Genomic DNA, 21,865 nt, shown 5'->3' with positions numbered 1-21,865 from the left:
ACCATGACAAAGATACCACATAACGATGAAGCTGAAGTGGAACGTCGCCTGATCGAAGTACTAGGAGAAGGGCATAATCAGTGGAATTATCGTCCAGATTTAAAATCAGAGGAAGACCTATGGAAAAACTTGCGCCAAAAGATTACGCAAAATAACTTATCAGAAATTGGGGAACATCCCATTTCTAATAAAGAATTTGACACTATAAAAACAGAATTACTATCGAAAACACGGACACCCTTTGAAGCTGCCAGATGGCTTAAAGGGGAGAATGGGATCTCACGGATAACAATTGAACGTGAAGATGTATCTCTGGGTTCAATGTCGTTGGTGTTGTATTCCAATCAAGACATTGGTGGCGGAATCTCTACATACGAAGTGGTTCATCAGATTGCAAAACAAAAGGCAATCGTTGATGGTCGTGATCGTCGATTTGACGTGACACTCTTAATCAATGGGTTGCCAATTGCCCAAATTGAATTGAAACAGGTCGGTGCCAAAGACGGAGTATTCCAAGCCTATAATCAAATCAAGAAATACGCAGAAGAAGGGATGTTTAGAAATAATATCTTTTCTACTCTTCAGTTATTTGTCATTTCCAACGAACAAACGACTCGCTACTTTGCCAATGCGATGCCAAAAGACATGCATAAGAAATTTGTCTTTAGCTGGCGGACCACAGACAATCGAAAAGTAGAAAATCTCTATGAATTTGTGAAACAAGTCTTAAATATTCCAGATGCACATCGCTTGATTGCCAATTATACGATTGTGAGCGAGGACCAAGACAACAAAGTCTTAATGGTGTTACACCCGTATCAAATTCATGCGATTGAAGCTTTGTTTACATCTGCCATGAAACATGAATCCGGATATGTTTGGCATGCGACTGGTTCAGGAAAAACGTTGACAAGTTTTGTTTCTACGAAGTTATTAGCTCGCAAACCAGGTGTAGATCGTACAATTATGCTCATTGACAGAAAAGACTTGGACAATCAAACTACGAGTGAATTCACTAAATTTGCTTCCGAATTTAATACCGGTATTTCTTCTGGTAAAGCCAAGTCTAATAGCTTGATTGTGGGAACTGGAAGTGCGAAAGAGTTAAGTGATACTCTATTATCTGATACTAATTCTAATACAGTGATTATTACCACTCGTCAAAAATTAGAAGCTGCCTTGCGCTATGCCCAAAAACAAGAGGAACAAAAAGGCACCCAGCGCTTTAAGAAACTAATGGGGCAACATATTGTCTTTGTCGTAGATGAATGTCATCGTGCGTTAAGTGCAGAAGGGATGGAAGTGATCAAGGAATTTTTTCCTAATTCCACATGGTTTGGGTTTACAGGTACACCAATATTTGATGTAAACAAGAAACAAGCTAAAGGCCGATTAGCTCGCACCACTCATGATCAATATGGAGAAGTCTTGCACACCTATACCATTAAGAATGCGTTAGATGATGGGGCTGTTTTAGGGTTCCAAGTAGAGCACGAAGATACGATCGAACCAACATCATTAAATAATTATATTTTTAATCAACTTCGTCAAAATGAAAAGTATGTCAATTTTAGTGATGATGAAATTAACGATATGATCGATCAAATGGATGGAATAGAAAAGGAAGTATATCTTGAACCATCTTCTTTCGAAAGTGATGATCATATTCAAAAAGTCATTCATAAGATTTTTCGACCAGATAATGCCTATACCAAGTTTGATTTTCAAAATGGCCGCCCACAAAAGTCTGCCATTTTAACTACAAGTTCCATTGATATGGCAAAACGCTACTATCATGCAATCAAGGAAATGACCAGAGACCCAGAGTGGCTGGCAAAGAAATTTGCTGGACATCCGATTCGTACGGGGCGTACGATTGAAGATCCAGATTTCCCACGGATTGCTATCACCTATTCGATGCAAGAAAACGAAGATAATTCCAAGCAAATTCAAGATGAAATGAAAGCAATTATCAAGGACTATAACGATTATTATCACACTGCATGGTCAATAGAAGATATTGACCGATATAATGGCGATATCAACAATCGCTTAGCTCGTAAGAAAGCAGAGTTCAAAGAATTTGGAAAACAAATTGACTTAGTAATTGTTGTAGAGCGCTTATTGACTGGATTCGATGCACCAACGATGCAAACGTTATTTGTGGATCGTAATTTAAGTTATGCCAATTTGATCCAAGCATTTTCTCGAACCAATCGTACCTATCCAGGAAAGACAAAAGGTTTGATTGTGACATTCCGGAAACCTTCGACCATGGAACAAAATGTGAAGGATGCAACGAAGTTATATTCTGAAGCACAAGAGGAATCTAATCTTGTGTATCCAACTTATGATGAATCGAAAAAACGCTTCAAAAAGGCTAACAAAGTGCTAACAAAGTTAGTTCCAAATCCAACCGATATTAACGAACACTCACCACTTGAAATCCGGATTGAATTTGTGAAAGCATTCCAAGAATTAAACAATGCCTATGAAGCTTTAGTTACGTATGATGATTACAATGATGATATGGAGAAATCAACAGCACTTCAAGAACAGGTGAAGACCTTAGAAGAATATATTGGTGTATACAACACGGTTAAGGGTTCATTAGTAGATGAAGGGGGCGAAGTTGGACCGGGTCCAGATTTCTCAGGCATTGAATTCTATGGAGAAAATGAGATTAAGATCTATGATATTGACTCAACCTACATTGACCGATTATTAGGAACGTACTCAGCCAATAATAAGAATATCCGTGACGAGATCGAAAAAGCACTTCAAAAACTGAAGAAATCAGAAATTGTTAAAGACGTCTACCGTGCGATTTTAAACGCTATTGATACCAAAGAAATAGATTCAGAGGAAGATATTCTTGTTGTGAAACGACGCTTCTTCACTGAAGCCTATAATAAAGCGATTGAAGAATTTGCAAATACTTGGTTTGTAGATGAAAATGAGCTGCATTTATCCGCGATTCAATATGTGTTAGGAACAGACCCTATTCCTAATATTGGGGGAATCATCAACAGCAAGCAATTTGATAAGTATAAAGCTGTACATTCAGATGCAAAACCATTGAAATACGGACCAGAAATGAAACGTCAGTGGAGAAAGACATTAGAAGAAATCATTGTACCTTTGGCTGACGAATTAAGATAAGATCTTTTCAAAGTTAATGTTTTACTTTAAAAGGAATCGGAATTGACAGGGTTGGACTCTTTTTATCAGTAAACTAAATAAAAAAGCCTCTGTAAACGTAAGGAATGGGGTTTACAGAGGTTTGTGTCGGTAGCAAAAATGAAGGCTGTTAATTATCCTTTTTAGAACAGAATATTGGCACCGGTTTGGCACCATATTGGCACCAAACTAAATATTATTAGTGATAACTAGAAATAACATATTTACATTAAATTACTCAAAAACCCTTTTAACTCTTGGATTTTTGATAACTAAAAATAACAAGAGATAACACTTTTCCTCTAACTTCAAAACCGCTTGTGAGCTGCGTGCCAATTAGGTGGGTTCGATTCCCACAGTCCAGCCAAAACATGATATATAGGTGTTTATGAGGGTTTTTATTCCATTTGAAACTAATTAAATTTTTTCAAAATAAATTATTTTAACAATGTACCTATTCTAATCAAATGACCTGTATATGATGTTAATAAAACATTTCCCTTGATTATCTCTTTTCCAAAGTATGGCAAGAATTAACGTGTGAAGTGCCTTGTTAATGCGTTCTTCTGACCATAAATCCCATTCATCTTTGAGTATCTCAAACAATTTTAACCTCAGTTTAATTGAATTAATTTTTTCGGTGTTACTGACTAATAAAGCCGACTGTTTCTTCAGTTCTAATAGTTCGTTCTGTCGTCCTGTCTTACGTTGTCGATATGTTGGTAAATCAATCTCGCCTTCTTCAAATAAAATATCTATGTTGGCGAGTGCTTTCTCAATCCTTTGTATTGCCTTTGAGAGCTGTTCCTTTTCATCATTGTTATTCTCTAAGCCGAAGTCAATCTGTGAAGCCAAAAGAGTGTGTAGGTGTTCTCTGCAAGTCTCTAAGATGTCATTTTTAATTGTTTTTAGTACTTTCTCGTATCTAGCACTCCTGTTACCACATGGACAGTGTTTAATATAAATCCTACCATCTGGTCTTGTGTTACACCCTTGTAACTTACCACAATTGGCACAATAGATAAGATTTGAAGTTGGATAAATTTTATTCTTTGCCCTTGGGGACTTAAAAAAAGGTTTATTTACTATCTTATTTGCTTTGTTCCATATTTCCTCTGATACAATAGCTGTGTGTGCATTATCAATGATAATCCACTCGCTCATTGGTTTATTACCGTTATGTTTGCCAATTAGTTTGTTAGATATGTTAGTGCCCTTGTAACAATCGTTTTTAATGATGCGGAGAACCGAATTATAGCGAAACGAAAAGCCGCCACGGGTCCGAATGGCCTTCTCATTTAATTTTGAAACAATCTGAGGAATGGTTTTACCGTTGACAATTGACTCAAAAATATATTTTATTGTGTTAGCATGTTCGTTAGTCTTTAATTTTTTTGTAATGTTATCCTTAGAATAACCAAGGGGAGGAGCCCCATCTGTCCAAACCCCCTGCATTTGAAGATGTCTCTTACCTCTTCTCATTCGCCTGTGAATCATCTTATATTCCTGTGCAGCTATTAGGCTTGATACACCCACTAGTAGGCTGTCATCGTCGCTATGTAAGTCATATGTGCGTGTTGGTGTCAATATAAGTGTTTCTGTTTCATATAGAATGCGTTTAATATCATTGCTATCGTACTCATTCCTCGACAAGCGGTCAATGTCCATTACTGCTACAGCGTCAAAATGGTATTGCTTAATACGATCTAATAATTTTACCATTTGTGGCCGGTTCTCAATTGTACTAGATGACGCAATTTCCTTGAATACCTCATAACTGCAATTATATTGCTTGCACAAGTCTTTTAAGGCTTTCTCATGACCTTCTAAAAGCTTCTCAATGCCTTTCCCTTCCTCATCTCTTGATCGTCTTAAATAAATGGCTACATGCTTCATTTTTAAGATCCTCCCACTAATATTATGAATGTTATCCCCAAGTTTTATTCTTACAGGATCAGGGAAAACCACAACTCTCTACTCGCTATTAAATGAAACCTCACACCTATTTCAGCGTAACGTCATCACATTAGAAGACCCAATTGAGAAGGATAATGATAAGGTCCTCCAAGTACAGGTCAATGAGAAAGCTGGGGTATCATATACCACTGGTTTAAAAGCAATCTTAAGACATGACCCAGACATTATTATGGTCGGGGAAATCAGAGATGCTGAGACAGCCCAAATAGCCGTTAGGGCGGCATTAACAGGACATCTGGTTTTAAGTACCTTGCATACTCGCAATGCGAAAGGTGCGATATTTAGATTAAAGGAATTTGGTGTAAACTGGCTGGAAATCGAACAAACGCTTGTTGCGGTAACTGCTCAAAGGTTAGTTGAGTTAACCTGTCCGTTTTGTCAAGGTGAGTGTTCGCCATTTTGTTATTCCTACGGGAGAGGGAAACGCGCAAACGTAATGGAATTGTTAAACGGGAAAGCTTTGTCATCAGTACTTAAGGAAGCGAAAGGAGAACAACCTCTGGTCCGATATCCATATCGAACCTTAAAGGACTATATTAAGAAAGGAATTGCTTTAGGATTTATCAAAGAAAACGAATATGATCGTTGGGTGTATATGGATGAATAAGAAATGGAGCAATCAACAACAAGCGTTATTTTTGCAAAGAACGGGTGAATTACTTTCAAGGGGATATTCTCTTTCTGAGGCTATAGATAGCTTGGCCTATTATTTTCCAGCAGCCAGAAAGAAGGACATTAACCAATGTATTGTGGAATTGCGAGAAGGTTATCCACTGTACCAAATTCTTACCAACCTTCATTTCAATAAGAACTTGATAGGGTATGTTTATTTTGCTGAGCAGCACGGTGGATTAGCTGAGGCTTTTAAAGAAGGAAGCACAATTATGTTAAAACGAAGCCAGGATGTTCAGAGATTGATGAGGATGTTGTATTACCCTGCGATACTAATCTTTATAACAGCCATCCTGTTTTATTTTGTCGAACAAGTATTACTTCCGAAATTCACCTCTCTGTTTCAATCAATGGATTTAAAACAGAATTTGTTTACCCGTGTCATATATTTTTTCGGTGACATGGTCCCATACTTTTTAACGTTCCTTCTGGGTCTCACCATTATTCTATTTTTGTATTATATTTTCCGCATACGGCGTCAGTCACCACTCGACCGAAGAAATCAAATGGTGAAAATTCCTGTTATTGGTTCGTTTTGTAAATTGTTGTACACTCATTATTTTTCGGTTCAAATGAGCTATCTATTATCGGGTGGATTATCAGTTTTGGAAGCGTTGAGAATGTTTGAAAAAAATCTTGAGCAACCTTTTTATGGGCAAATTTGCTTAGAAATGAGGGGGAGGTTATCGAAGGGGGATAATTTAGAAATGATTATTTCCAGCTTCTCTGTTTTTGAAAAAGACCTTTCCCATATTGTCAAGCATGGTCAGGAAAAAGGAAAACTATCTCAAGAGCTTTCCTTTTACAGTAAGCATTGTGTGATGGTTTTAGAGGAAAAAACAGAAAGGTGGATAAAAACAATTCAACCTATTCTTTATATGATTATCGGTTTATTAATAGTGTCAATGTACTTAGCTATTTTGCTACCAATGTTTCACCTATTAGACGGAATATAAAGAGGAGTGAGTGAAATGAAAAATGAAAAAGGATTTACTCTAATAGAAATGATGATTGTCTTATTAATTATTTCAGTGTTACTAATTATTACGATTCCTAATGTTGCAAAGCATAATGCAAATATCAATACAAAAGGCTGTCAAGCTTATGTGAAAATGGTTGAAGCACAGGTCCAAGCGTACCATCTTGATCTTCAAAAATACCCAGCAAGTACCCAAGAGTTAATTGATGAGGGTTATTTAAAGAGTGGTGAAACAGCTTGTCCCGATAGTACCAATATTGTGATTGGGGCAGATGGGGAGGTAACCACGACTACAAGTGGTTCCTAATGAAATTGGATCAAAAAGGATTTACCTTGACTGAAATGTTGTTGGTTTTTTCCGTATTCCTCGTAATTTCTTCTATTACCCTCATCATGGTAAAACCTCAGTCTAACATGCTCGAAAAAAATTTATTTTTTTCCCAATTCAAATCTGATATTTTTTGGGCACAGCAGTATGCGATTTCAAATCAAACACAAATTACCGTAAACATCATGTCTGGAGGAAATTATTATTATTTCCGCGAAAAGGTAAGTGGACCGATTATATTGGAGAGGAAATATTCAGAAGGAGTAAAGATTACTGAGGGTTCTTTGCCACTTTACTTTCAATTTTCGGAGAGTGGAAACATCAATCGCTTCGGTTCCTTTTTTATTAGGATGGGGACTACAACCTATCGAATCACTTTCCAAATAGGAAAAGGGAGGTTTTATGTTACGAAGGAGTGAAGGTTATTTTTTGGCAGAATTGCTGTTGTCTTTAACGGCATGGTTCCTAATTACCGGTTTCTTACTTCCAATCGTGATTTTATTAAAGGAACAGGCAGTTCAAGTTTATTTAGAAAACACTGCAGTCCACTTGTTATATGACGAGATGGAGAGACAGATTAATGAGGGTTTCCTAGTTGGTAACAAGACTGAAATCTTAAATGGGATCATTTATGAGATAAGCTGGAGAGATGATACGTCACAAACCGAGGTGTGTGTCGAATATAAAGATGTCAACTCAATCCCCCATAAAAAATGTAAAAGTCCTGAATAGCAATGGATTTACATTGATTGAAATGTTGTTTGCTTTTTCAATTTTTTGTATCATCGTTTCCTTCCTCCCTTTATCCTTTCGATTGATGCTAAATGAGGTACCATTCGAAAAGAGAATCCAGCGCATGGAGTGGGAGGTTTTTACTAGTCAGATAAAAAAAGAAGTAAGAATGAGTACTAACATTACAGTTTTAAATCAAACCCTCTTATTACAAAAAGACGGTCAAACGATTATCTATGAAAAATACGGCACAAATTTAAGAAGAAGGGTAGATTATACGGGGCATGAAATTTTATTGCAGAATGTAGGAACTTTTCAATTTGAAAAGATTGGTAACGGTGTTCGAGTGAAAGTGGTTGATAAATATGGTCATGAATACAGGGAAGATTTTCAGGTTTTTATTCGAGATGTGGTTTCCTAAATGTTCATAAATCAAAAAGGGTTTACCTATCCGCTCTCACTTTGTATGCTCCTGCTTTTCTCAACATTTGTTTTGCTGCATACCCAACTATATTTGAATGAAAAGAAACTTGCCCATGAAACAGAAACCATTTTAAATCAAGAATATTATTTATTATCTTCAGTAAGAAAAATTGAAAGTCAGCTACGAAACGGGGAACCAATTAATAACTCAGGGGTCTTATCGTTTAGGGAGGGGAAAGTGGACTATATTAAAGAGGATTTGGGTGTTTCTTTAAAAATCACATTTACAATGACCCTTAACACTGGTGAAAAATCAATAGGTTTTGGTTATTATGACAAGAACCTAAAAAAAATGATTAAATGGGTGGAGAAGAACTGATTGGAGCTAAAAAATTGGGTAGCAGAATGTCGGTTGACTTAAATGTTAGAAATTGGGCATGCTTATACTGGTAGGAATATGGAGGTATGCTCAATGAAATCAAATGATTACGTCAAATATATTACGCAAACGTTTGTTAAATATATTGATCAACCAAAAGACGAGCGAAAAAAACACAAGTATCAAAAGAAGGATGTTAAAGAACCATTTCTTTTCCATTGGTTCGGGGTCATCCCGTTCCTTTTAATCTCTTTGTTCAAACGGAAGCATTAACTTTTGTGGAGACTGGCTAACTTTGGCTAGTCTCCTTTCCTTTTGTGCCTTGATAGGGACGCTTCCATTCCTAGTTAAATGGCCTTTTCTGTTAAGTAAAACAAACCTCCGTTGATAATGGAGATATTTATTTTTGGTTCATACTGATCTTGTAGGGCGGATTTTTCATTTTCATATCCTTCTTTGTTCTCATCATCCTCGTAAAAGTGCTGTAACAATTCTAGATCCTGCTGCCACCTATTTTTTGCTTCCTCCGCCCAGGTATGATCTTCTAGTTCAAGCGCCCTTTTCAAATAATGCTCTATTCTCGTGATTCCGCTTTTGGGCATCACGAGCGGGGATAGGGTGAAAAAATAATCCGGGATTTTTGGTGTCAATGAAATTCCCAGTAGTTTATCGTGAAAATTTTCAACGATCATCCCATTAATTAGATGTAGACCTATTGATTTAAATACATCCCGCTTTCGGTCACACTGATACGATATTTTAACATTTAACACCAGCCAAGGAAATAAGGGGGTTTGTTTTCCAATATTATGTCCGTTCCCCTCGTAGAGTCTGATATAGCCAGCTAAGCTCTTGGTGGATTGGAAAATTTGGTGAAGGCGCGGAGAACCAAAATGGATTGTTTCTCCTTTCAGATTGTCTGGGACGATTTGCGGGTTTGTAATAAAAGTGAGTTTCATTGGGTTTGGACTTCCACCGGTTTTTTCAAGGTAATGCCAATAAAAGGGGCGGTTCATTAGTTCTTTATCCAGCTCGTTCGTTAACTGTACGACCATGTAACCTTGACCACTTTCCTCAATTTCACAGCTGTTCGAATGAAAATACTGTTCCAAAAAATTATGAATTTCCTGCTGCTGCATTTATTTCACCTGCTTTCATTTCTTCCGCAAATTGAATCATTGAGGTTAAATTTTCCATTTTAATCCGCATTTCACCTTCAGATGAGGAGTGGCCAAATATATCGATCATATGATCTTCGAAATTTCCAAACTCTAATCGCGTTAATATATCATCCAACTCACCCACTACTTTTTCGAAAAGATGAATTTTTTCATATAAGAGTTTTAAGATATGTTCTTCGACCGTATCTTTAGTAGCGAAGTTATAAATCAAAACATCTTTTTCTTGACCAAGTCGGTGAATACGTCCAATCCTTTGTTCAAGTCTCATAGGATTCCAAGGCAAGTCAAAATTGATAATATGATTGCAAAACTGGAGGTTTATTCCTTCACCACCTGCCTCTGTAGCAATCAGCACTTGGGCCTGTTTTTGGAAAAGTTCTCGCATCCAGTCTTTTTTACCACGTTTGAAACCACCCCGAAATGGTACGGACGAAATCCCATGCTGCTTTAAAAACCATTGTAAATACATTTGTGTTGCGCGATATTCCGTAAAAATGATTACTTTATCATTGGCTGATTGTATTAATTCCAACGCTTTATTCGCTTTTGTGTTGGTTTGAATCGCCTCCACTTTGTTTATTAATGATTGAATCATTTCTTGGTAAAAGATTGAAGGCGATTCTTGTTTTTTAAGCATATTTTTTAAGGTAAAGTATACCGCTTCTCTACTGCTACAGGCTTCTCGCTGCAGGGTCATAAGTGAAAACTGGCTTGAAGTCATCCAATCGCCATCGGAACGGAGGCCAGAAATTGAATCATAAAGGTCGCGTTCCTCGTTTGTAAATTCAATTGGAATAGTTTCGACTAGTCGTTTTGTCCACTCTATTCCCGTGTCAGCTCGGCGATTCCGAATCATCACTTTATTGACAAGCTCCTTTAAGTGCTCATCATCATTAATCGATCTTGCGTCACGTTTGTATTTTTCAAAAAAGGCCGATTCATTCCCTAAATGGCCAGGTTTAAGTAAGGATACAAGATTAAAAATTTCCTCAATCCGGTTTTGGATGGGAGTGGCTGTAAGGAGTAAGCAAAATTTCTTTTTTAAGCTTTGAACAAACTCATAGTTTTTTGTTTTATTGTTTTTGAGCTTATGAGCTTCGTCGATAATAATTAAATCATAGTTTTGTTCGAAAATTATCTCACGGTGGGGGCTGCGTTTTGCCGTATCGATAGACGAAACGACTACATCATATTGTTCCCAAACATAGCTTTTTCGTTGGGATATAGCAGGAATAAAAAACTTTGTATTCAATTCCGACACCCACTGGGTAACGAGTGAAGCCGGGACAAGGATCAATACTTTTTTTACAAGACCGCGAATCATATATTCTTTTAAAATTAAACCGGCCTCAATTGTCTTACCAAGTCCTACCTCATCGGCTAAAATGGCTTTACCATTCATATTCTCGACTACTTGTTTAGCGACCTCGAGCTGGTGAGGCAACGGGGTTAAATGAGGAAGATGTTTAGGTGCTTGAAGTCCTTCGAATTCTGGAATGACGGTGTGCTGTTCCACATCCACGGCTAATTTGAATAGTTCCCAGTTTCCCCATGGGCCGTCATTGATCATTCTTTGCAAAAATTCATCCTGCCATGAAGAATCAAAATTGATTTGCACGGACATATATTACAGCTCCTTTTAATTAAATAAATATATTGCTCGACCAGGCTTAGCAATGGTAGGATGAAAATAGTTGATAATATTTTGAAATTTGCCACATTAGTAAGTTTTAAAATAATGTCATCTTATATTCCGTATCATTTGGGTATTATCGTACCCATTCTTTAAAAAAATATTGATGCGAATGATAACAAGGGGAGAGACTACTTTAAGTAGCGCCGAAGGAGCAAGCAGATTAGTGAATCTCTCAGGCAAAAGAACTCTTGTTTGACGCACCTCTGGAGAGCGCTCCTTTTAATGGAGCCACCAAAGGGGAAAGCCGGTAACGGTAAACTCTCAGGTACTAGGACAGAGACCACTCGTTAGATAAACGGGAGGTTTCTGTCCTTTTTTTATTTTGGCTGTGTTAAAGCTCAATGTTGATTTTTTGCACAATGTTGATTGGAGCGGATATAGCGGAGACTCCTGCGGGAGCAGCGGGACAGGTGAGACCACACAGGCGCTTAAGCGCCGAGGAGGCTCACCGCCCGCCCCGCGGAAAGGGAGCGCCTGGAGGGAAATCAACATTCTAGTAACAGAGCCTTTATTTTTAGGAAAAGGGCAAAACACCGCTAACTATTGTTGAGGGGGAAAACAATGTCACAGTTGAAACGAACACCTTTATTTGATGTTTACAAACAATATGGCGCGAAAACGATTGATTTTGGAGGGTGGGAACTTCCAGTCCAATTTTCTGGGATTAAGGAGGAACATGAGGCAGTTAGAACAAAAGCAGGTATATTTGATGTTTCCCATATGGGGGAAATTGATGTAACTGGTCCTGACAGTCTTGCTTATCTCCAAAAAATGATGACGAATGATGTTTCACAATTAAATATTGGATCCGCACAGTACACCGCGATGTGTTATGAAAATGGTGGAACTGTAGACGATTTACTTATTTATAAATTGGCGAAGGATCATTTCCTTCTAGTTGTAAATGCCTCAAATATTGAAAAAGACTTCCAATGGTTAACCAAACACCTTAATGGAGATGTCCGCCTTGTTAATTTTTCAGAAAAAACGGCGCAATTGGCTTTACAAGGTCCAGCGGCAGAACGAGTATTGCAAAAACTTGCGAAAGGGACGAACTTAAGTGAGATTGGCTTTTTCCAATTTCAAACCGATGTAATGTTGAATGAAGCTCAGGCTTTGGTGTCAAGGACGGGGTATACCGGAGAAGATGGGTTTGAAATCTATTGTGATACCGAAGATGTTGCGACCATATGGAACGATATTTTAGCAGTGGGTAGCGCTGATGGAGTGATCCCATGTGGATTAGGTGCTCGAGATACACTTCGGTTTGAGGCCATGCTTGCCCTGTACGGACAGGAACTCTCCTCTGATATAACCCCAATCGAGGCTGGAATTGGCTTTGCGGTTAAGGTAAATAAAGAAGCTGATTTTATTGGGAAATCAGTATTAAAGGCGCAGAGAGAGAATGGAGCTTCTAGAAAGCTAGTTGGATTGGAAATGATTGATCGGGGGATTCCGAGACACGGATATCCAGTTTTCAAGGATGGGAGGAAAATCGGTGAAGTGACTACAGGTACACAATCCCCAACTTTAAAAAGAAATATTGGTTTAGCTTTATTACAAGTTGAATATACGCCATTAGGTACTGTGGTCGAAGTAGAAATTCGTGGCAAACAATTGAAGGCCCAAATCGTCAAAATGCCTTTTTATAAAAAAAAGGTTAAGTAAATTTTTATTTGGGAGGAATGATGAATGAAGCATCGCTATTTACCCATGACAGAAAATGATAAGACTGAAATGCTAGCAGCAATAGGCGTTAATTCCGTCGGTGAGTTGTTCAGCGATATTCCAGAACAAGTTAGGTTTAAAGGCGAGTACCAGATCAAGGAAGCAAAATCAGAGCCAGCATTATTGAAGGAACTTACCATATTAGCTGGGAAAAATGCAGATTTAAAATCACACACATCGTTCCTTGGAGCCGGAGTCTACGATCATTACATTCCAACGATTGTTGACCATGTTATATCACGCTCAGAATTTTACACAGCCTATACCCCGTATCAGCCGGAAATTTCGCAAGGCGAGCTTCAAGCTATATTCGAATTTCAAACAATGATTTGTGAGTTAACTGGAATGGATGTGGCTAACTCTTCAATGTATGATGGGGGAACTGCATTGGCAGAGGCCGCAAGCCTGTGTGCTGGTCAAACACGACGGAAAAAAGTACTAGTTTCAAGTACAGTCCATCCAGAAGCCAAAGAAGTATTAAAGACTTATGCGAGAGGCCAATATCTCGAGGTCATCGAAATCCCATACATGGATGGAGTTACTGATTTAGTCTCTCTTCAGGAGTTAACTACTGATGATGTTGCCGCTGTAATCATTCAATATCCAAACTTTTTCGGTAGAATTGAACCATTAAAGGAAATTGAAGAAATTACTCATGCCAAAAAGGCGATGTTTGTCGTCTCTAGCAATCCACTTTCGCTTGGAGCATTAACTCCACCGGGGAAATTCGGGGCTGATATCGTGGTAGGGGATGCACAACCGTTTGGTATCCCTACAGCGTTCGGTGGACCACATTGCGGATATTTTGCTGTGACCACTAAGCTAATGCGAAAAGTACCAGGTAGACTTGTCGGTCAAACAGTAGATGAAGGCGGACGCCGTGGTTTTGTCCTAACCCTCCAAGCAAGAGAACAGCACATTCGCCGTGATAAAGCGACATCGAATATATGTTCAAACCAAGCCCTAAACGCATTAGCAGCATCCGTGGCAATGACCGCCCTTGGAAAGCAAGGCGTTAAAGAAATGGCATTAGCTAATATTCAAAAGGCACATTATGCGAAAAATGCTTTGGCGGAAAAGGGATTTGAGATTGCTTTTAATGGGCCGTCATTTAATGAATTTATCATTAAACTTGGGAAACCTGTTAAGCCAGTGAATCAAAACTTGCTTAAAAAGGGAATCATCGGTGGTTTTGATCTAGGCCGGGATTACCCAGAACTGGATGGCCACATGTTAATCGCAGTAACGGAATTACGGACAAAACAAGAAATCGATCAATTTGTAAAAGAATTGGGGGAGCATCATGCCTAAACAGGATCAAGCACTGATTTTTGAGTCAAGCACACCAGGCCGCATTGGTTATAGTCTGCCGGAAATGGATATCCCAGTTGTTGATTTAGCTGAATTGATCCCAGTAGGATATTTGCGTGAGAAAGAGCCGGAACTTCCAGAAGTTTCAGAGCTTGATATAATGCGTCATTATACTGCACTCTCAAGACGAAATCATGGGCTCGATTCAGGATTTTACCCCCTTGGTTCTTGTACAATGAAATATAATCCAAAGATTAACGAGTCGGTTGCAAGGTTTAACGGCTTCGCCCACCTACACCCTCTTCAAGATGAAAGCTCAGTTCAAGGAGCACTTGAGCTTCTATATGACCTGCAACAGCATTTAAAAGAGATTACGGGGATGGATGAGGTGACTCTCCAACCAGCAGCAGGTGCTCACGGGGAATGGACAGGGTTAATGTTGATTCGTGCCTTCCATGAAGCCAATGGGGATCTAAAACGGACTAAAGTAATTATCCCTGATTCGGCGCATGGAACAAATCCTGCATCAGCTACGGTTGCGGGGCTTGAAACCATTACGGTGAAATCGAATGAAAAGGGTCTTGTTGACCTCGAAGATTTAAAACGGGTAGTTGGTGAAGACACAGCTGCCTTAATGTTGACAAATCCAAACACACTTGGATTGTTTGAAGAGAATATATTAGAGGTAGCCACAATTGTTCATGATGCAGGTGGAAAGCTTTATTATGACGGCGCTAATCTAAATGCGGTCTTATCAAAAGCACGACCAGGAGATATGGGTTTTGATGTTGTTCATTTGAATTTGCACAAAACTTTTACTGGCCCACATGGTGGTGGAGGACCTGGTTCAGGTCCAGTTGGGGTGAAGACAGAGCTGATTCCGTTTTTGCCGAAGCCTCTTATTGATAAGCATGGAGACGAATATGTCCTAGATTATAATCGTCCACAATCAATCGGGCGTGTGAAACCGTATTATGGGAACTTTGGAATTAATGTTCGTGCCTACACCTATATTCGCTCAATGGGCCCAGACGGTCTGAAGGCGGTAACTGAATATGCGGTGTTAAATGCAAATTATATGATGAGGCGGCTCGCAACCTATTATGATTTGCCGTTTGATAAGCATTGTAAGCATGAATTCGTATTAAGCGGAAGCCGCCAGAAAAAGCTCGGTGTTCGCACACTTGATATTGCCAAACGACTGCTTGATTTTGGCTATCATCCACCAACGATTTATTTTCCATTAAACGTCGAAGAATGTATCATGATTGAACCGACGGAAACAGAATCGAAGGAAACGTTAGATGCTTTTATAGATGCGATGATTCAAATCGCTATAGAAGCTGAGGAAACTCCAGAAATCGTTCAAGAGGCTCCGCACACGACGGTTGTCGGTCGGATGGATGAGGCTTTGGCAGCCCGTAAGCCGGTATTAAGGTATCAAAAGCAGTGATTATATATTTAAAGAAGAAATGGTAATAAAACAGGAGACCTTCCCATCAATGCGGGAAGGTCTCATTTTTTTAAAAATAATCATCGAGGATGAGTCCAATGGCTGATAATAAATTTAAAACAGAGCGGAACAATATATCACAAAGTAACTAAAGGGAATGATATTTATGAAAAGGCTTGTTTTTTCTCTATTAATGATTTTTGCGTTGTTTGCTCCAACTCGAGTTTTGGGAGTACAAAAAGTGCCAATCCTTGTTTATCATTCGATCGATGCGTTCAACGGCCATGGTTCTAGAGAGTTGTATGTGACACCAGAAAACTTTTTAAAACAAATCCTGTATTTAAAAAATCACGGTTATACTTTATTAACATTTGAGAATTGGCAGGATATCAACAAGGTGGAGAAACCTGTTTTTATTACCATCGATGATGGATATAAAAATAATGAGAACGTTTTTGCCATTTTTCAAAAGGTAAAGGATGAACGGTTTAACCCAAGAGCGACCCTCTTTGTGATTTCAGATTTTATTGGAAAGCAAAATAGATTATCAAAATTGGAATTGAAAAGGATGGTCGATTCAGGTATGTTTTCGATTCAGTCTCATACTGCGACACATCTAGATTTAACAAAAAATCCAGATTTTGAAAATGAGTTAAAGGGTTCAAAAGAAAAAATTCAAAAGATTACAGGGAGGCCGGTTATCGCACTTAGTTATCCATATGGGAATTATAATAATCGTGTCATTTCCGAAACGAAAAAGTATTATCAATTTGGACTTACTACTACACCAAGTTTATTTTCAAAAAAGGGAATCGAAAACGAAAATTTCTTCCTCCCACGAATCTATGTAAAATATTCAACAACGCTAGACGACTTTGCTAACATTGTAAAATGATTAATTTTTATTAGAAAATAAAAAGCACTCTCTTATTTAATTAGAAAGTGCCCTTTTTTATTTAGTGAGAACCAGAGGTATTTATGCTTTTTAAATGTTTTTCTTCAATTTTTTTCTCGATTCTTTCCATTTCGAAAGGGTTCGTTTCGATTTCTAACCTGTTTTGATTAACGAGTTGTTGAAAGTTTTTGCGATTTCTTCTTTTCATTGTCATTTCCCTCTTTAATTTACATCATAACAGTAGTGTTAATGATGTGAACGGGTGAAATATTACAATTTTTCGAACACTTAAAAAAGGCAATAGTTTCATCAGTTCTTAACAACAACCGTTAACATTGCGTTTCATAAAAATAGGCTGTATTAAAGCTCAATGCTGATTTTTTGCACAATGTTGATTGGAGTGGAAGGCACGAAGACTCCTGCGGGAGTAGCGGGACAGGTGAGACCCCACAGGCGCTTAAGCGCCGAGGAGGCTCACCGCCCGCCCCGCGGAAAGCGAGTGCCTGGAACGGAAATCAACATTCTTGTTTAACAGAGCCTATAAAATAAAAGGCTGATCGATGGATCAGCCTTTTGGTTAAAAGATCATTGTTATTTTGCTTTTACTTTACCTGTCCAAAGTTTGAACCCGCCTTTTAGATGCGATAGTTCTTTGTAGCCTCTTCTATATAAGAATTGAGCTGCGCGCCCACTTCGCATGCCACTTTGACAATACAAGTATACAGGTTTATCTGGGCGAATTTCCTTCATACGCATTTTCATTTGCGAAAGAGGGATGTTTCTAGCTCCAAGAATATGCCCTGCTTCAAATTCATTCGGTTCACGAACATCAATCAATTGTGCTTTCCGATAACCAGCACGAAATTCTTCTTCTGTCAGGGTTTTAACAATTTTTCGCTGATAGAGCCATGTGAAGACAGAGTAAATTAAAAAAGCTCCGGTAATGATTAGAAGGAAATATAGTGTATCCAATGTTCCTGCTCCTTTCAAGCTTTCATAAGCCAACTTATATTATATAAGGCGAACCACTTAAGAGTAAAGGGAATCCCAAAAAAACTTTGCGGAAAATGAACCAAAATCGTCTTGTTTTGTTTTTAGCAAATGTTTGCTAGAATGTTACCATTGACAGTTTATTAACATAAAGAAGAGGTTTTTGTATGAAAAAAGAAAAAGAAGTTTGGCGTTTCATTGATTCAGGTGATTGCTCACCATCTTTTAATATGGCTTTAGATGAGGTACTTTTACAATGGCATAGTGAAGGGAAAATCCCACCAACTATCCGGTTCTATGGCTGGAATCCTGCGACTTTATCGATTGGTTATTTTCAAAAGGTGGGCAGGGAGATTGATATGGATTCAGTAAAAAAACATGATCTTGGATTTGTCCGCCGTCCAACTGGTGGGCGTGGTGTCCTTCATGAACATGAGCTAACATATAGTGTTATTGTCTCCGAAGATCATCCGCAAATGCCCAAAACGGTTACAGAGGCGTATCGTGTCATTTCTGAAGGCATCTTAAAGGGGTTTCATCACTTAGGACTTGAAGCGTATTTTGCAGTTCCAAAGACGGAGGATGAAAGAGATTCCTTAAAAAATCCACGATCTGCTGTTTGTTTTGATGCCCCAAGTTGGTATGAACTAGTTGTTGAAGGACTGAAAGTTGCTGGGAGTGCTCAAACAAGGCAAAAAGGTGTCATCCTTCAGCATGGTTCAATCCTTTTGGACCTTGATGAGGATAAACTTTTTAGTTTATTCCAGTACCCAAGTGAGCGAGTGAAAGAACGGATGCAAATGGCTTTTAAAAATAAAGCAGTTGCCATTAATGATATTAGCCCTCGGCGGATTACTCTCTCTGAAGCGAAGGAAGCGTTTAGAAAGGGTTTTATCGAAGGGTTAAATATTGAACTCGAGCCATATCAGCTTTCCGCTGAAGAATTAGAGGTTGTAAATAAGCTTGCACAAGTCCGGTATGAAAATGATAAATGGAATTATAAACGTTAAAAAAAGGCGAGGAATCGCTTTTTTATTTTGAATGATAATATTTTCTGATAAAGGAAAGTGCAACCTTCAAATTTTGTTGAAATTTCTCTTTTTATGAGGAATTCCCTAGTATTTCTCTCATATTCTCCATTTTATACTTATTTTTATGTTTGACAAAATAATGATTTGTAAGCTTCAACACAATATGTAGTAGTGTCGAAAATATTCACAATACTATATGTTGAATTAAACCTTTGATTATGATAACTTTAGATTTAACAAACAACTAGATTTACAAATGGTTCTATTATTTTCTTATTAAGAGAAAAAGTAGGACAATTTTTTTGAAGGAGATGTGATCATGTCTGTTGTGCTACCCCAAAAATTGAATATGAACATTGAAAGATTGAACGAGGATATCCGATTATTTCCACAGGTTCATCCGATTACTCCCGATATGAAGATTACGCATAAAGGGGTATCAAAGCTGGTAATGCTGGATCGGTATACGTTTAAAGATACTGAGAAAATTACCTTAACAACTGGAGATTTCGTCGTTCTAACGATTAAAGAAGACCCAAAATTCCCAGCACGCGGACTTGGTTTCATTCTTGATATTGATTGGGAAAGTAAATCTGCAAAAGTTTTGGTAGATGAGGAATTCCGTGGGGTCCTTGATGATCCTGAAGAAGCTGCAACTGGTGTGATCAAGCGACCACTTGACGTAATTGAGAAGCCGCTCGAGGTATTTTATGAGCAGATTGCAAAACGGAATGCAACTGGGCTTGCTTCTGTTGAAAAGACAGATGAAAAGCGGAAAGAATGGTTTGATAAGTTCTATCAAGAGCTTGTGAATTTGAACTTTATTCCGGCTGGTCGTGTTCTTTATGGAGCAGGTGCAGAAACAGAAGTTACGTTCTTTAACTGTTACGTTATGCCATTTGTACCGGATTCTCGTGAAGGAATTTCTGAACACCGTAAACAGGTAATGGAAATCATGAGCCGTGGTGGTGGGGTTGGAACAAATGGTTCAACTTTACGTCCACGAAACACACTGGCAAAAGGTGTAAATGGAAAATCATCTGGATCAGTTTCATGGTTAGATGATATTGCTAAGTTGACGCATCTAGTTGAACAAGGTGGATCAAGACGTGGTGCTCAGATGATTATGCAATCGGACTGGCATCCTGACATTATTGAATTTATTATTTCTAAAATGCAAAATCCAAGAATTTTGCGCTTTTTGATTGAAAATACAAAAGATGAAATGATTAAAAAATTAGCAAAAGATAAATTAAAATTCACTCCATTAACTGAGCAAGAAAACGCGATGTACCAAGGAATTGTAAATTACAAAAGCATTCCTGGTTATGGTGGATTCAGCCAACAGATTATCGCTGACGCTGAAGAAAAGCTTCGCATCGGTGGAACTTACAGTGTTCATAACTCTGAATTCTTAACAGGAGCAAATATTTCCGTTTGCTTAACTAAAGAATTTATGACTGCCGTAGAAAATGACGGTGAATACGAGCTTCGCTTCCCAGATGTTGAAAGCTATGATTCGGAAGGCATGAAGATTTACAATGAAGAATGGCACAAAGTTGGCGACGTTCGTGAATGGGAAAAACTCGGCTACAAAGTGCGCACCTACAAGAAAATTAGAGCAAAAGAGCTTTGGAATCTAATCAATATTTGTTCAACATATTCAGCAGAACCAGGTATTTTCTTTATCGACAACGCTAACGAAATGACCAATGCCCAGGCGTACGGTCAAAAGGTTGTAGCAACGAATCCGTGTGGGGAGCAACCACTCGCACCTTATTCTGTCTGTAATCTTGCAGCAGTAAATTTAGCTGAAATGGCAGATAAGCAAACTAAAACAGTTAATTATGAAAAACTAATCCGTACGGTTGAAGTTGGAGTCAGGATGCAAGATAACGTAATTGAAGCAACTCCATACTTCCTTGACGAAAATAAAACGCAAGCACTTGGAGAGCGCCGTGTTGGACTTGGTGTAATGGGTTTACATGACCTACTTATCTATTGTGAAACAGAGTACGGTTCTGAGGCCGGAAACAAGTTGGTCGATAAAGTGTTTGAAACAATCGCAACAACTGCATATAGGACATCAGTAGAACTTGCAAAAGAAAAGGGTAGCTTCCCATTCTTACAAGGAAACTCCCAAGCAGATACGAATCGTCTACGGGATGCATTCATTCACACAGGCTTCCTGAAAAAAATGCCTGAAGACATTCGTAATTCGATCTTAGAATATGGTATTCGTAATTCACACTTACTGACTGTTGCTCCCACAGGATCTACTGGGACAATGGTTGGGGTATCCACAGGATTGGAACCATATTTTTCCTTTTCTTATTACCGAAGTGGTCGACTCGGTAAATTTATTGAAGTTAAGGCAGAAATCGTTCAAGAATATTTGGATCAACATCCGGAGGCAGATCCTGAAAGCCTTCCAAACTGGTTTGTCGCAGCGATGGAGCTTGCACCTGAAGCCCATGCTGACGTACAGTGTATCATCCAGCGCTGGATTGACAGTTCCATTAGTAAAACAGTTAATGCGCCAAAGGGCTACAGCGTAGAACAAGTTGAAAAATTATATGAGCGTTTATACAAAGGCGGTGCTAAAGGTGGTACCGTATATGTTGACGGTTCACGTGACAGCCAAGTATTAACATTAACAGCCGAAGAAAATAGCTTTGAAGAATCAAAAACAATTTTCAAAGAAAAAGCAAAACAACACGTTGTTCTTGTGGATACTATTAGTGAACTTCGCTCAACAAATATGACAATCGGATCTGAAGTCGGCAACACTTGTCCTGTCTGTCGTAAAGGTCAAATAGAAGAAATGGGCGGTTGCAATACCTGTACGAATTGTGGCGCGCAATTAAAATGCGGTTTGTAAACTAATATGCAAAAGAGGATGGGAATAAC

General features: G+C 38.4%; 19 protein-coding genes, 1 pseudogene and 1 riboswitch. Of the genes and pseudogenes, 15 read left to right on the top strand and 5 right to left on the bottom strand.

Annotated features, from left to right (window positions below):
* The first annotated feature begins 3 nt into the window (after positions 1-3).
* Positions 4-3,162, top strand: a complete 3,159-nt coding sequence (locus tag B1NLA3E_RS16310; protein ID WP_015594939.1) for a type I restriction endonuclease subunit R — start codon at positions 4-6, stop codon at positions 3,160-3,162.
* 477 nt (positions 3,163-3,639) lie between these two features.
* Here the strand turns inward: B1NLA3E_RS16310 and B1NLA3E_RS16305 are convergent, their stop codons facing one another.
* Positions 3,640-5,076 carry a recombinase family protein gene (locus B1NLA3E_RS16305; RefSeq protein WP_015594938.1) on the bottom strand — a complete coding sequence of 479 codons (1,437 nt, stop codon included), beginning with the start codon at positions 5,074-5,076 and terminating at the stop codon, positions 3,640-3,642.
* Positions 5,077-5,128: 52 nt separating this feature from the next.
* Here B1NLA3E_RS16305 and B1NLA3E_RS16300 point away from each other — a divergent pair.
* The 8 genes and pseudogenes from B1NLA3E_RS16300 to B1NLA3E_RS16265 all read left to right on the top strand — a co-directional run.
* A pseudogene (locus tag B1NLA3E_RS16300) lies at positions 5,129-5,764 on the top strand (ATPase, T2SS/T4P/T4SS family); the annotation flags it as partial.
* A complete protein-coding gene (gene comGB / locus B1NLA3E_RS16295) occupies positions 5,757-6,785 on the top strand; it encodes a competence type IV pilus assembly protein ComGB (RefSeq protein ID WP_015594936.1) in 1,029 nt (342 codons plus the stop codon). The pseudogene B1NLA3E_RS16300 and the gene comGB, both read left to right, overlap by 8 nt.
* 15 nt (positions 6,786-6,800) lie before the next feature.
* Positions 6,801-7,115 (top strand): competence type IV pilus major pilin ComGC, encoded by a 315-nt coding sequence (comGC, locus tag B1NLA3E_RS16290; RefSeq protein WP_015594935.1) that lies wholly within the window; start codon positions 6,801-6,803, stop codon positions 7,113-7,115.
* A complete protein-coding gene (gene comGD, locus B1NLA3E_RS16285) occupies positions 7,115-7,555 on the top strand; it encodes a competence type IV pilus minor pilin ComGD (protein WP_015594934.1) in 441 nt (146 codons plus the stop codon). Before comGC ends, comGD begins: the two co-directional genes overlap by 1 nt.
* Positions 7,539-7,868: a hypothetical protein gene (locus B1NLA3E_RS16280; RefSeq protein WP_015594933.1), complete on the top strand. Its 330-nt coding sequence runs from the start codon at positions 7,539-7,541 to the stop codon at positions 7,866-7,868. Before comGD ends, B1NLA3E_RS16280 begins: the two co-directional genes overlap by 17 nt.
* Entirely contained in the window at positions 7,786-8,289 is a 504-nt protein-coding gene (gene comGF, locus B1NLA3E_RS25850) for a competence type IV pilus minor pilin ComGF (RefSeq protein ID WP_328285110.1), read from the top strand. The genes B1NLA3E_RS16280 and comGF overlap by 83 nt, the downstream gene beginning before the upstream one ends.
* A complete protein-coding gene (gene comGG, locus B1NLA3E_RS16270) occupies positions 8,290-8,670 on the top strand; it encodes a competence type IV pilus minor pilin ComGG (RefSeq protein WP_015594931.1) in 381 nt (126 codons plus the stop codon).
* 93 nt (positions 8,671-8,763) lie between these two features.
* Positions 8,764-8,943 carry a YqzE family protein gene (locus B1NLA3E_RS16265; RefSeq protein WP_015594930.1) on the top strand — a complete coding sequence of 60 codons (180 nt, stop codon included), beginning with the start codon at positions 8,764-8,766 and terminating at the stop codon, positions 8,941-8,943.
* A gap of 74 nt (positions 8,944-9,017) precedes the next feature.
* Here B1NLA3E_RS16265 and B1NLA3E_RS16260 read toward each other — a convergent pair whose 3' ends face one another.
* Complete coding sequence (locus tag B1NLA3E_RS16260; RefSeq protein ID WP_015594929.1) at positions 9,018-9,809, bottom strand: YqhG family protein; 792 nt, start codon at positions 9,807-9,809, stop codon at positions 9,018-9,020.
* A complete protein-coding gene (locus B1NLA3E_RS16255) occupies positions 9,787-11,475 on the bottom strand; it encodes a DEAD/DEAH box helicase (protein ID WP_015594928.1) in 1,689 nt (562 codons plus the stop codon). The genes B1NLA3E_RS16260 and B1NLA3E_RS16255 overlap by 23 nt, the downstream gene beginning before the upstream one ends.
* Positions 11,476-11,656: 181 nt before the next feature.
* A riboswitch (glycine riboswitch) is annotated at positions 11,657-11,745 on the top strand.
* A gap of 363 nt (positions 11,746-12,108) precedes the next feature.
* Between B1NLA3E_RS16255 and gcvT the strand changes: the two genes are divergently transcribed.
* The 4 genes from gcvT (at position 12,109) to B1NLA3E_RS16235 (ending at position 16,934) form a co-directional block, all read left to right on the top strand.
* Positions 12,109-13,215, top strand: coding sequence for a glycine cleavage system aminomethyltransferase GcvT (gcvT, locus tag B1NLA3E_RS16250; protein WP_015594927.1), 1,107 nt, complete (start codon positions 12,109-12,111; stop codon positions 13,213-13,215).
* Between the two features lie 24 nt (positions 13,216-13,239).
* Positions 13,240-14,586 (top strand): aminomethyl-transferring glycine dehydrogenase subunit GcvPA, encoded by a 1,347-nt coding sequence (gene gcvPA, locus B1NLA3E_RS16245; protein ID WP_015594926.1) that lies wholly within the window; start codon positions 13,240-13,242, stop codon positions 14,584-14,586.
* Positions 14,579-16,039, top strand: a complete 1,461-nt coding sequence (gene gcvPB, locus B1NLA3E_RS16240; RefSeq protein ID WP_015594925.1) for an aminomethyl-transferring glycine dehydrogenase subunit GcvPB — start codon at positions 14,579-14,581, stop codon at positions 16,037-16,039. The genes gcvPA and gcvPB overlap by 8 nt, the downstream gene beginning before the upstream one ends.
* A 166-nt stretch (positions 16,040-16,205) precedes the next feature.
* A complete protein-coding gene (locus B1NLA3E_RS16235; RefSeq protein WP_015594924.1) occupies positions 16,206-16,934 on the top strand; it encodes a polysaccharide deacetylase family protein in 729 nt (242 codons plus the stop codon).
* Positions 16,935-16,995: 61 nt separating this feature from the next.
* On the opposite strand, the gene B1NLA3E_RS24225 is transcribed toward B1NLA3E_RS16235, so the two are convergent.
* Positions 16,996-17,142 (bottom strand): FbpB family small basic protein, encoded by a 147-nt coding sequence (locus B1NLA3E_RS24225; protein ID WP_144061499.1) that lies wholly within the window; start codon positions 17,140-17,142, stop codon positions 16,996-16,998.
* A gap of 383 nt (positions 17,143-17,525) precedes the next feature.
* Entirely contained in the window at positions 17,526-17,906 is a 381-nt protein-coding gene (locus tag B1NLA3E_RS16230) for a rhodanese-like domain-containing protein (protein WP_015594923.1), read from the bottom strand.
* A 185-nt stretch (positions 17,907-18,091) separates the two neighbouring features.
* Here B1NLA3E_RS16230 and B1NLA3E_RS16225 point away from each other — a divergent pair, with 185 nt between their 5' ends.
* Together B1NLA3E_RS16225 and B1NLA3E_RS16220 are read left to right on the top strand one after the other, a co-directional pair.
* On the top strand, positions 18,092-18,934 hold the full coding sequence (locus B1NLA3E_RS16225) for a lipoate--protein ligase family protein (RefSeq protein ID WP_015594922.1): 843 nt from the start codon (positions 18,092-18,094) through the stop codon (positions 18,932-18,934).
* Between the two features lie 340 nt (positions 18,935-19,274).
* Positions 19,275-21,836, top strand: a complete 2,562-nt coding sequence (locus tag B1NLA3E_RS16220) for a vitamin B12-dependent ribonucleotide reductase (RefSeq protein ID WP_015594921.1) — start codon at positions 19,275-19,277, stop codon at positions 21,834-21,836.
* Positions 21,837-21,865: the final 29 nt, after the last annotated feature.

This window comes from Bacillus sp. 1NLA3E (assembly GCF_000242895.2).
In the GTDB taxonomy this organism is placed as follows: domain Bacteria; phylum Bacillota; class Bacilli; order Bacillales; family Cytobacillaceae; genus Bacillus_BU.
The sequence above is the reverse complement of the archived record's forward strand: the minus strand, read 5'-3'. Positions and strand labels throughout refer to the sequence as shown.

What these genes read in the sequence shown, in the direction of transcription:
- B1NLA3E_RS16265 (WP_015594930.1), top strand. Translation starts at nt 8,764, where the DNA reads ATGAAATCAAATGATTACGTCAAATATATTACGCAAACGTTTGTTAAA.
- B1NLA3E_RS16280 (WP_015594933.1), top strand. Translation starts at nt 7,539, where the DNA reads ATGTTACGAAGGAGTGAAGGTTATTTTTTGGCAGAATTGCTGTTGTCT.
- B1NLA3E_RS16255 (WP_015594928.1), bottom strand. Translation starts at nt 11,475, where the DNA reads ATGTCCGTGCAAATCAATTTTGATTCTTCATGGCAGGATGAATTTTTG.
- gcvPB (WP_015594925.1), top strand. Translation starts at nt 14,579, where the DNA reads ATGCCTAAACAGGATCAAGCACTGATTTTTGAGTCAAGCACACCAGGC.
- comGC (WP_015594935.1), top strand. Translation starts at nt 6,801, where the DNA reads ATGAAAAATGAAAAAGGATTTACTCTAATAGAAATGATGATTGTCTTA.
- B1NLA3E_RS24225 (WP_144061499.1), bottom strand. Translation starts at nt 17,142, where the DNA reads ATGAAAAGAAGAAATCGCAAAAACTTTCAACAACTCGTTAATCAAAAC.
- gcvT (WP_015594927.1), top strand. Translation starts at nt 12,109, where the DNA reads ATGTCACAGTTGAAACGAACACCTTTATTTGATGTTTACAAACAATAT.
- comGB (WP_015594936.1), top strand. Translation starts at nt 5,757, where the DNA reads ATGAATAAGAAATGGAGCAATCAACAACAAGCGTTATTTTTGCAAAGA.
- comGG (WP_015594931.1), top strand. Translation starts at nt 8,290, where the DNA reads ATGTTCATAAATCAAAAAGGGTTTACCTATCCGCTCTCACTTTGTATG.
- comGD (WP_015594934.1), top strand. Translation starts at nt 7,115, where the DNA reads ATGAAATTGGATCAAAAAGGATTTACCTTGACTGAAATGTTGTTGGTT.
- comGF (WP_328285110.1), top strand. Translation starts at nt 7,786, where the DNA reads ATGATACGTCACAAACCGAGGTGTGTGTCGAATATAAAGATGTCAACT.
- B1NLA3E_RS16225 (WP_015594922.1), top strand. Translation starts at nt 18,092, where the DNA reads ATGAAAAAAGAAAAAGAAGTTTGGCGTTTCATTGATTCAGGTGATTGC.
- B1NLA3E_RS16220 (WP_015594921.1), top strand. Translation starts at nt 19,275, where the DNA reads ATGTCTGTTGTGCTACCCCAAAAATTGAATATGAACATTGAAAGATTG.
- B1NLA3E_RS16260 (WP_015594929.1), bottom strand. Translation starts at nt 9,809, where the DNA reads ATGCAGCAGCAGGAAATTCATAATTTTTTGGAACAGTATTTTCATTCG.
- B1NLA3E_RS16305 (WP_015594938.1), bottom strand. Translation starts at nt 5,076, where the DNA reads ATGAAGCATGTAGCCATTTATTTAAGACGATCAAGAGATGAGGAAGGG.
- gcvPA (WP_015594926.1), top strand. Translation starts at nt 13,240, where the DNA reads ATGAAGCATCGCTATTTACCCATGACAGAAAATGATAAGACTGAAATG.
- B1NLA3E_RS16310 (WP_015594939.1), top strand. Translation starts at nt 4, where the DNA reads ATGACAAAGATACCACATAACGATGAAGCTGAAGTGGAACGTCGCCTG.
- B1NLA3E_RS16235 (WP_015594924.1), top strand. Translation starts at nt 16,206, where the DNA reads ATGAAAAGGCTTGTTTTTTCTCTATTAATGATTTTTGCGTTGTTTGCT.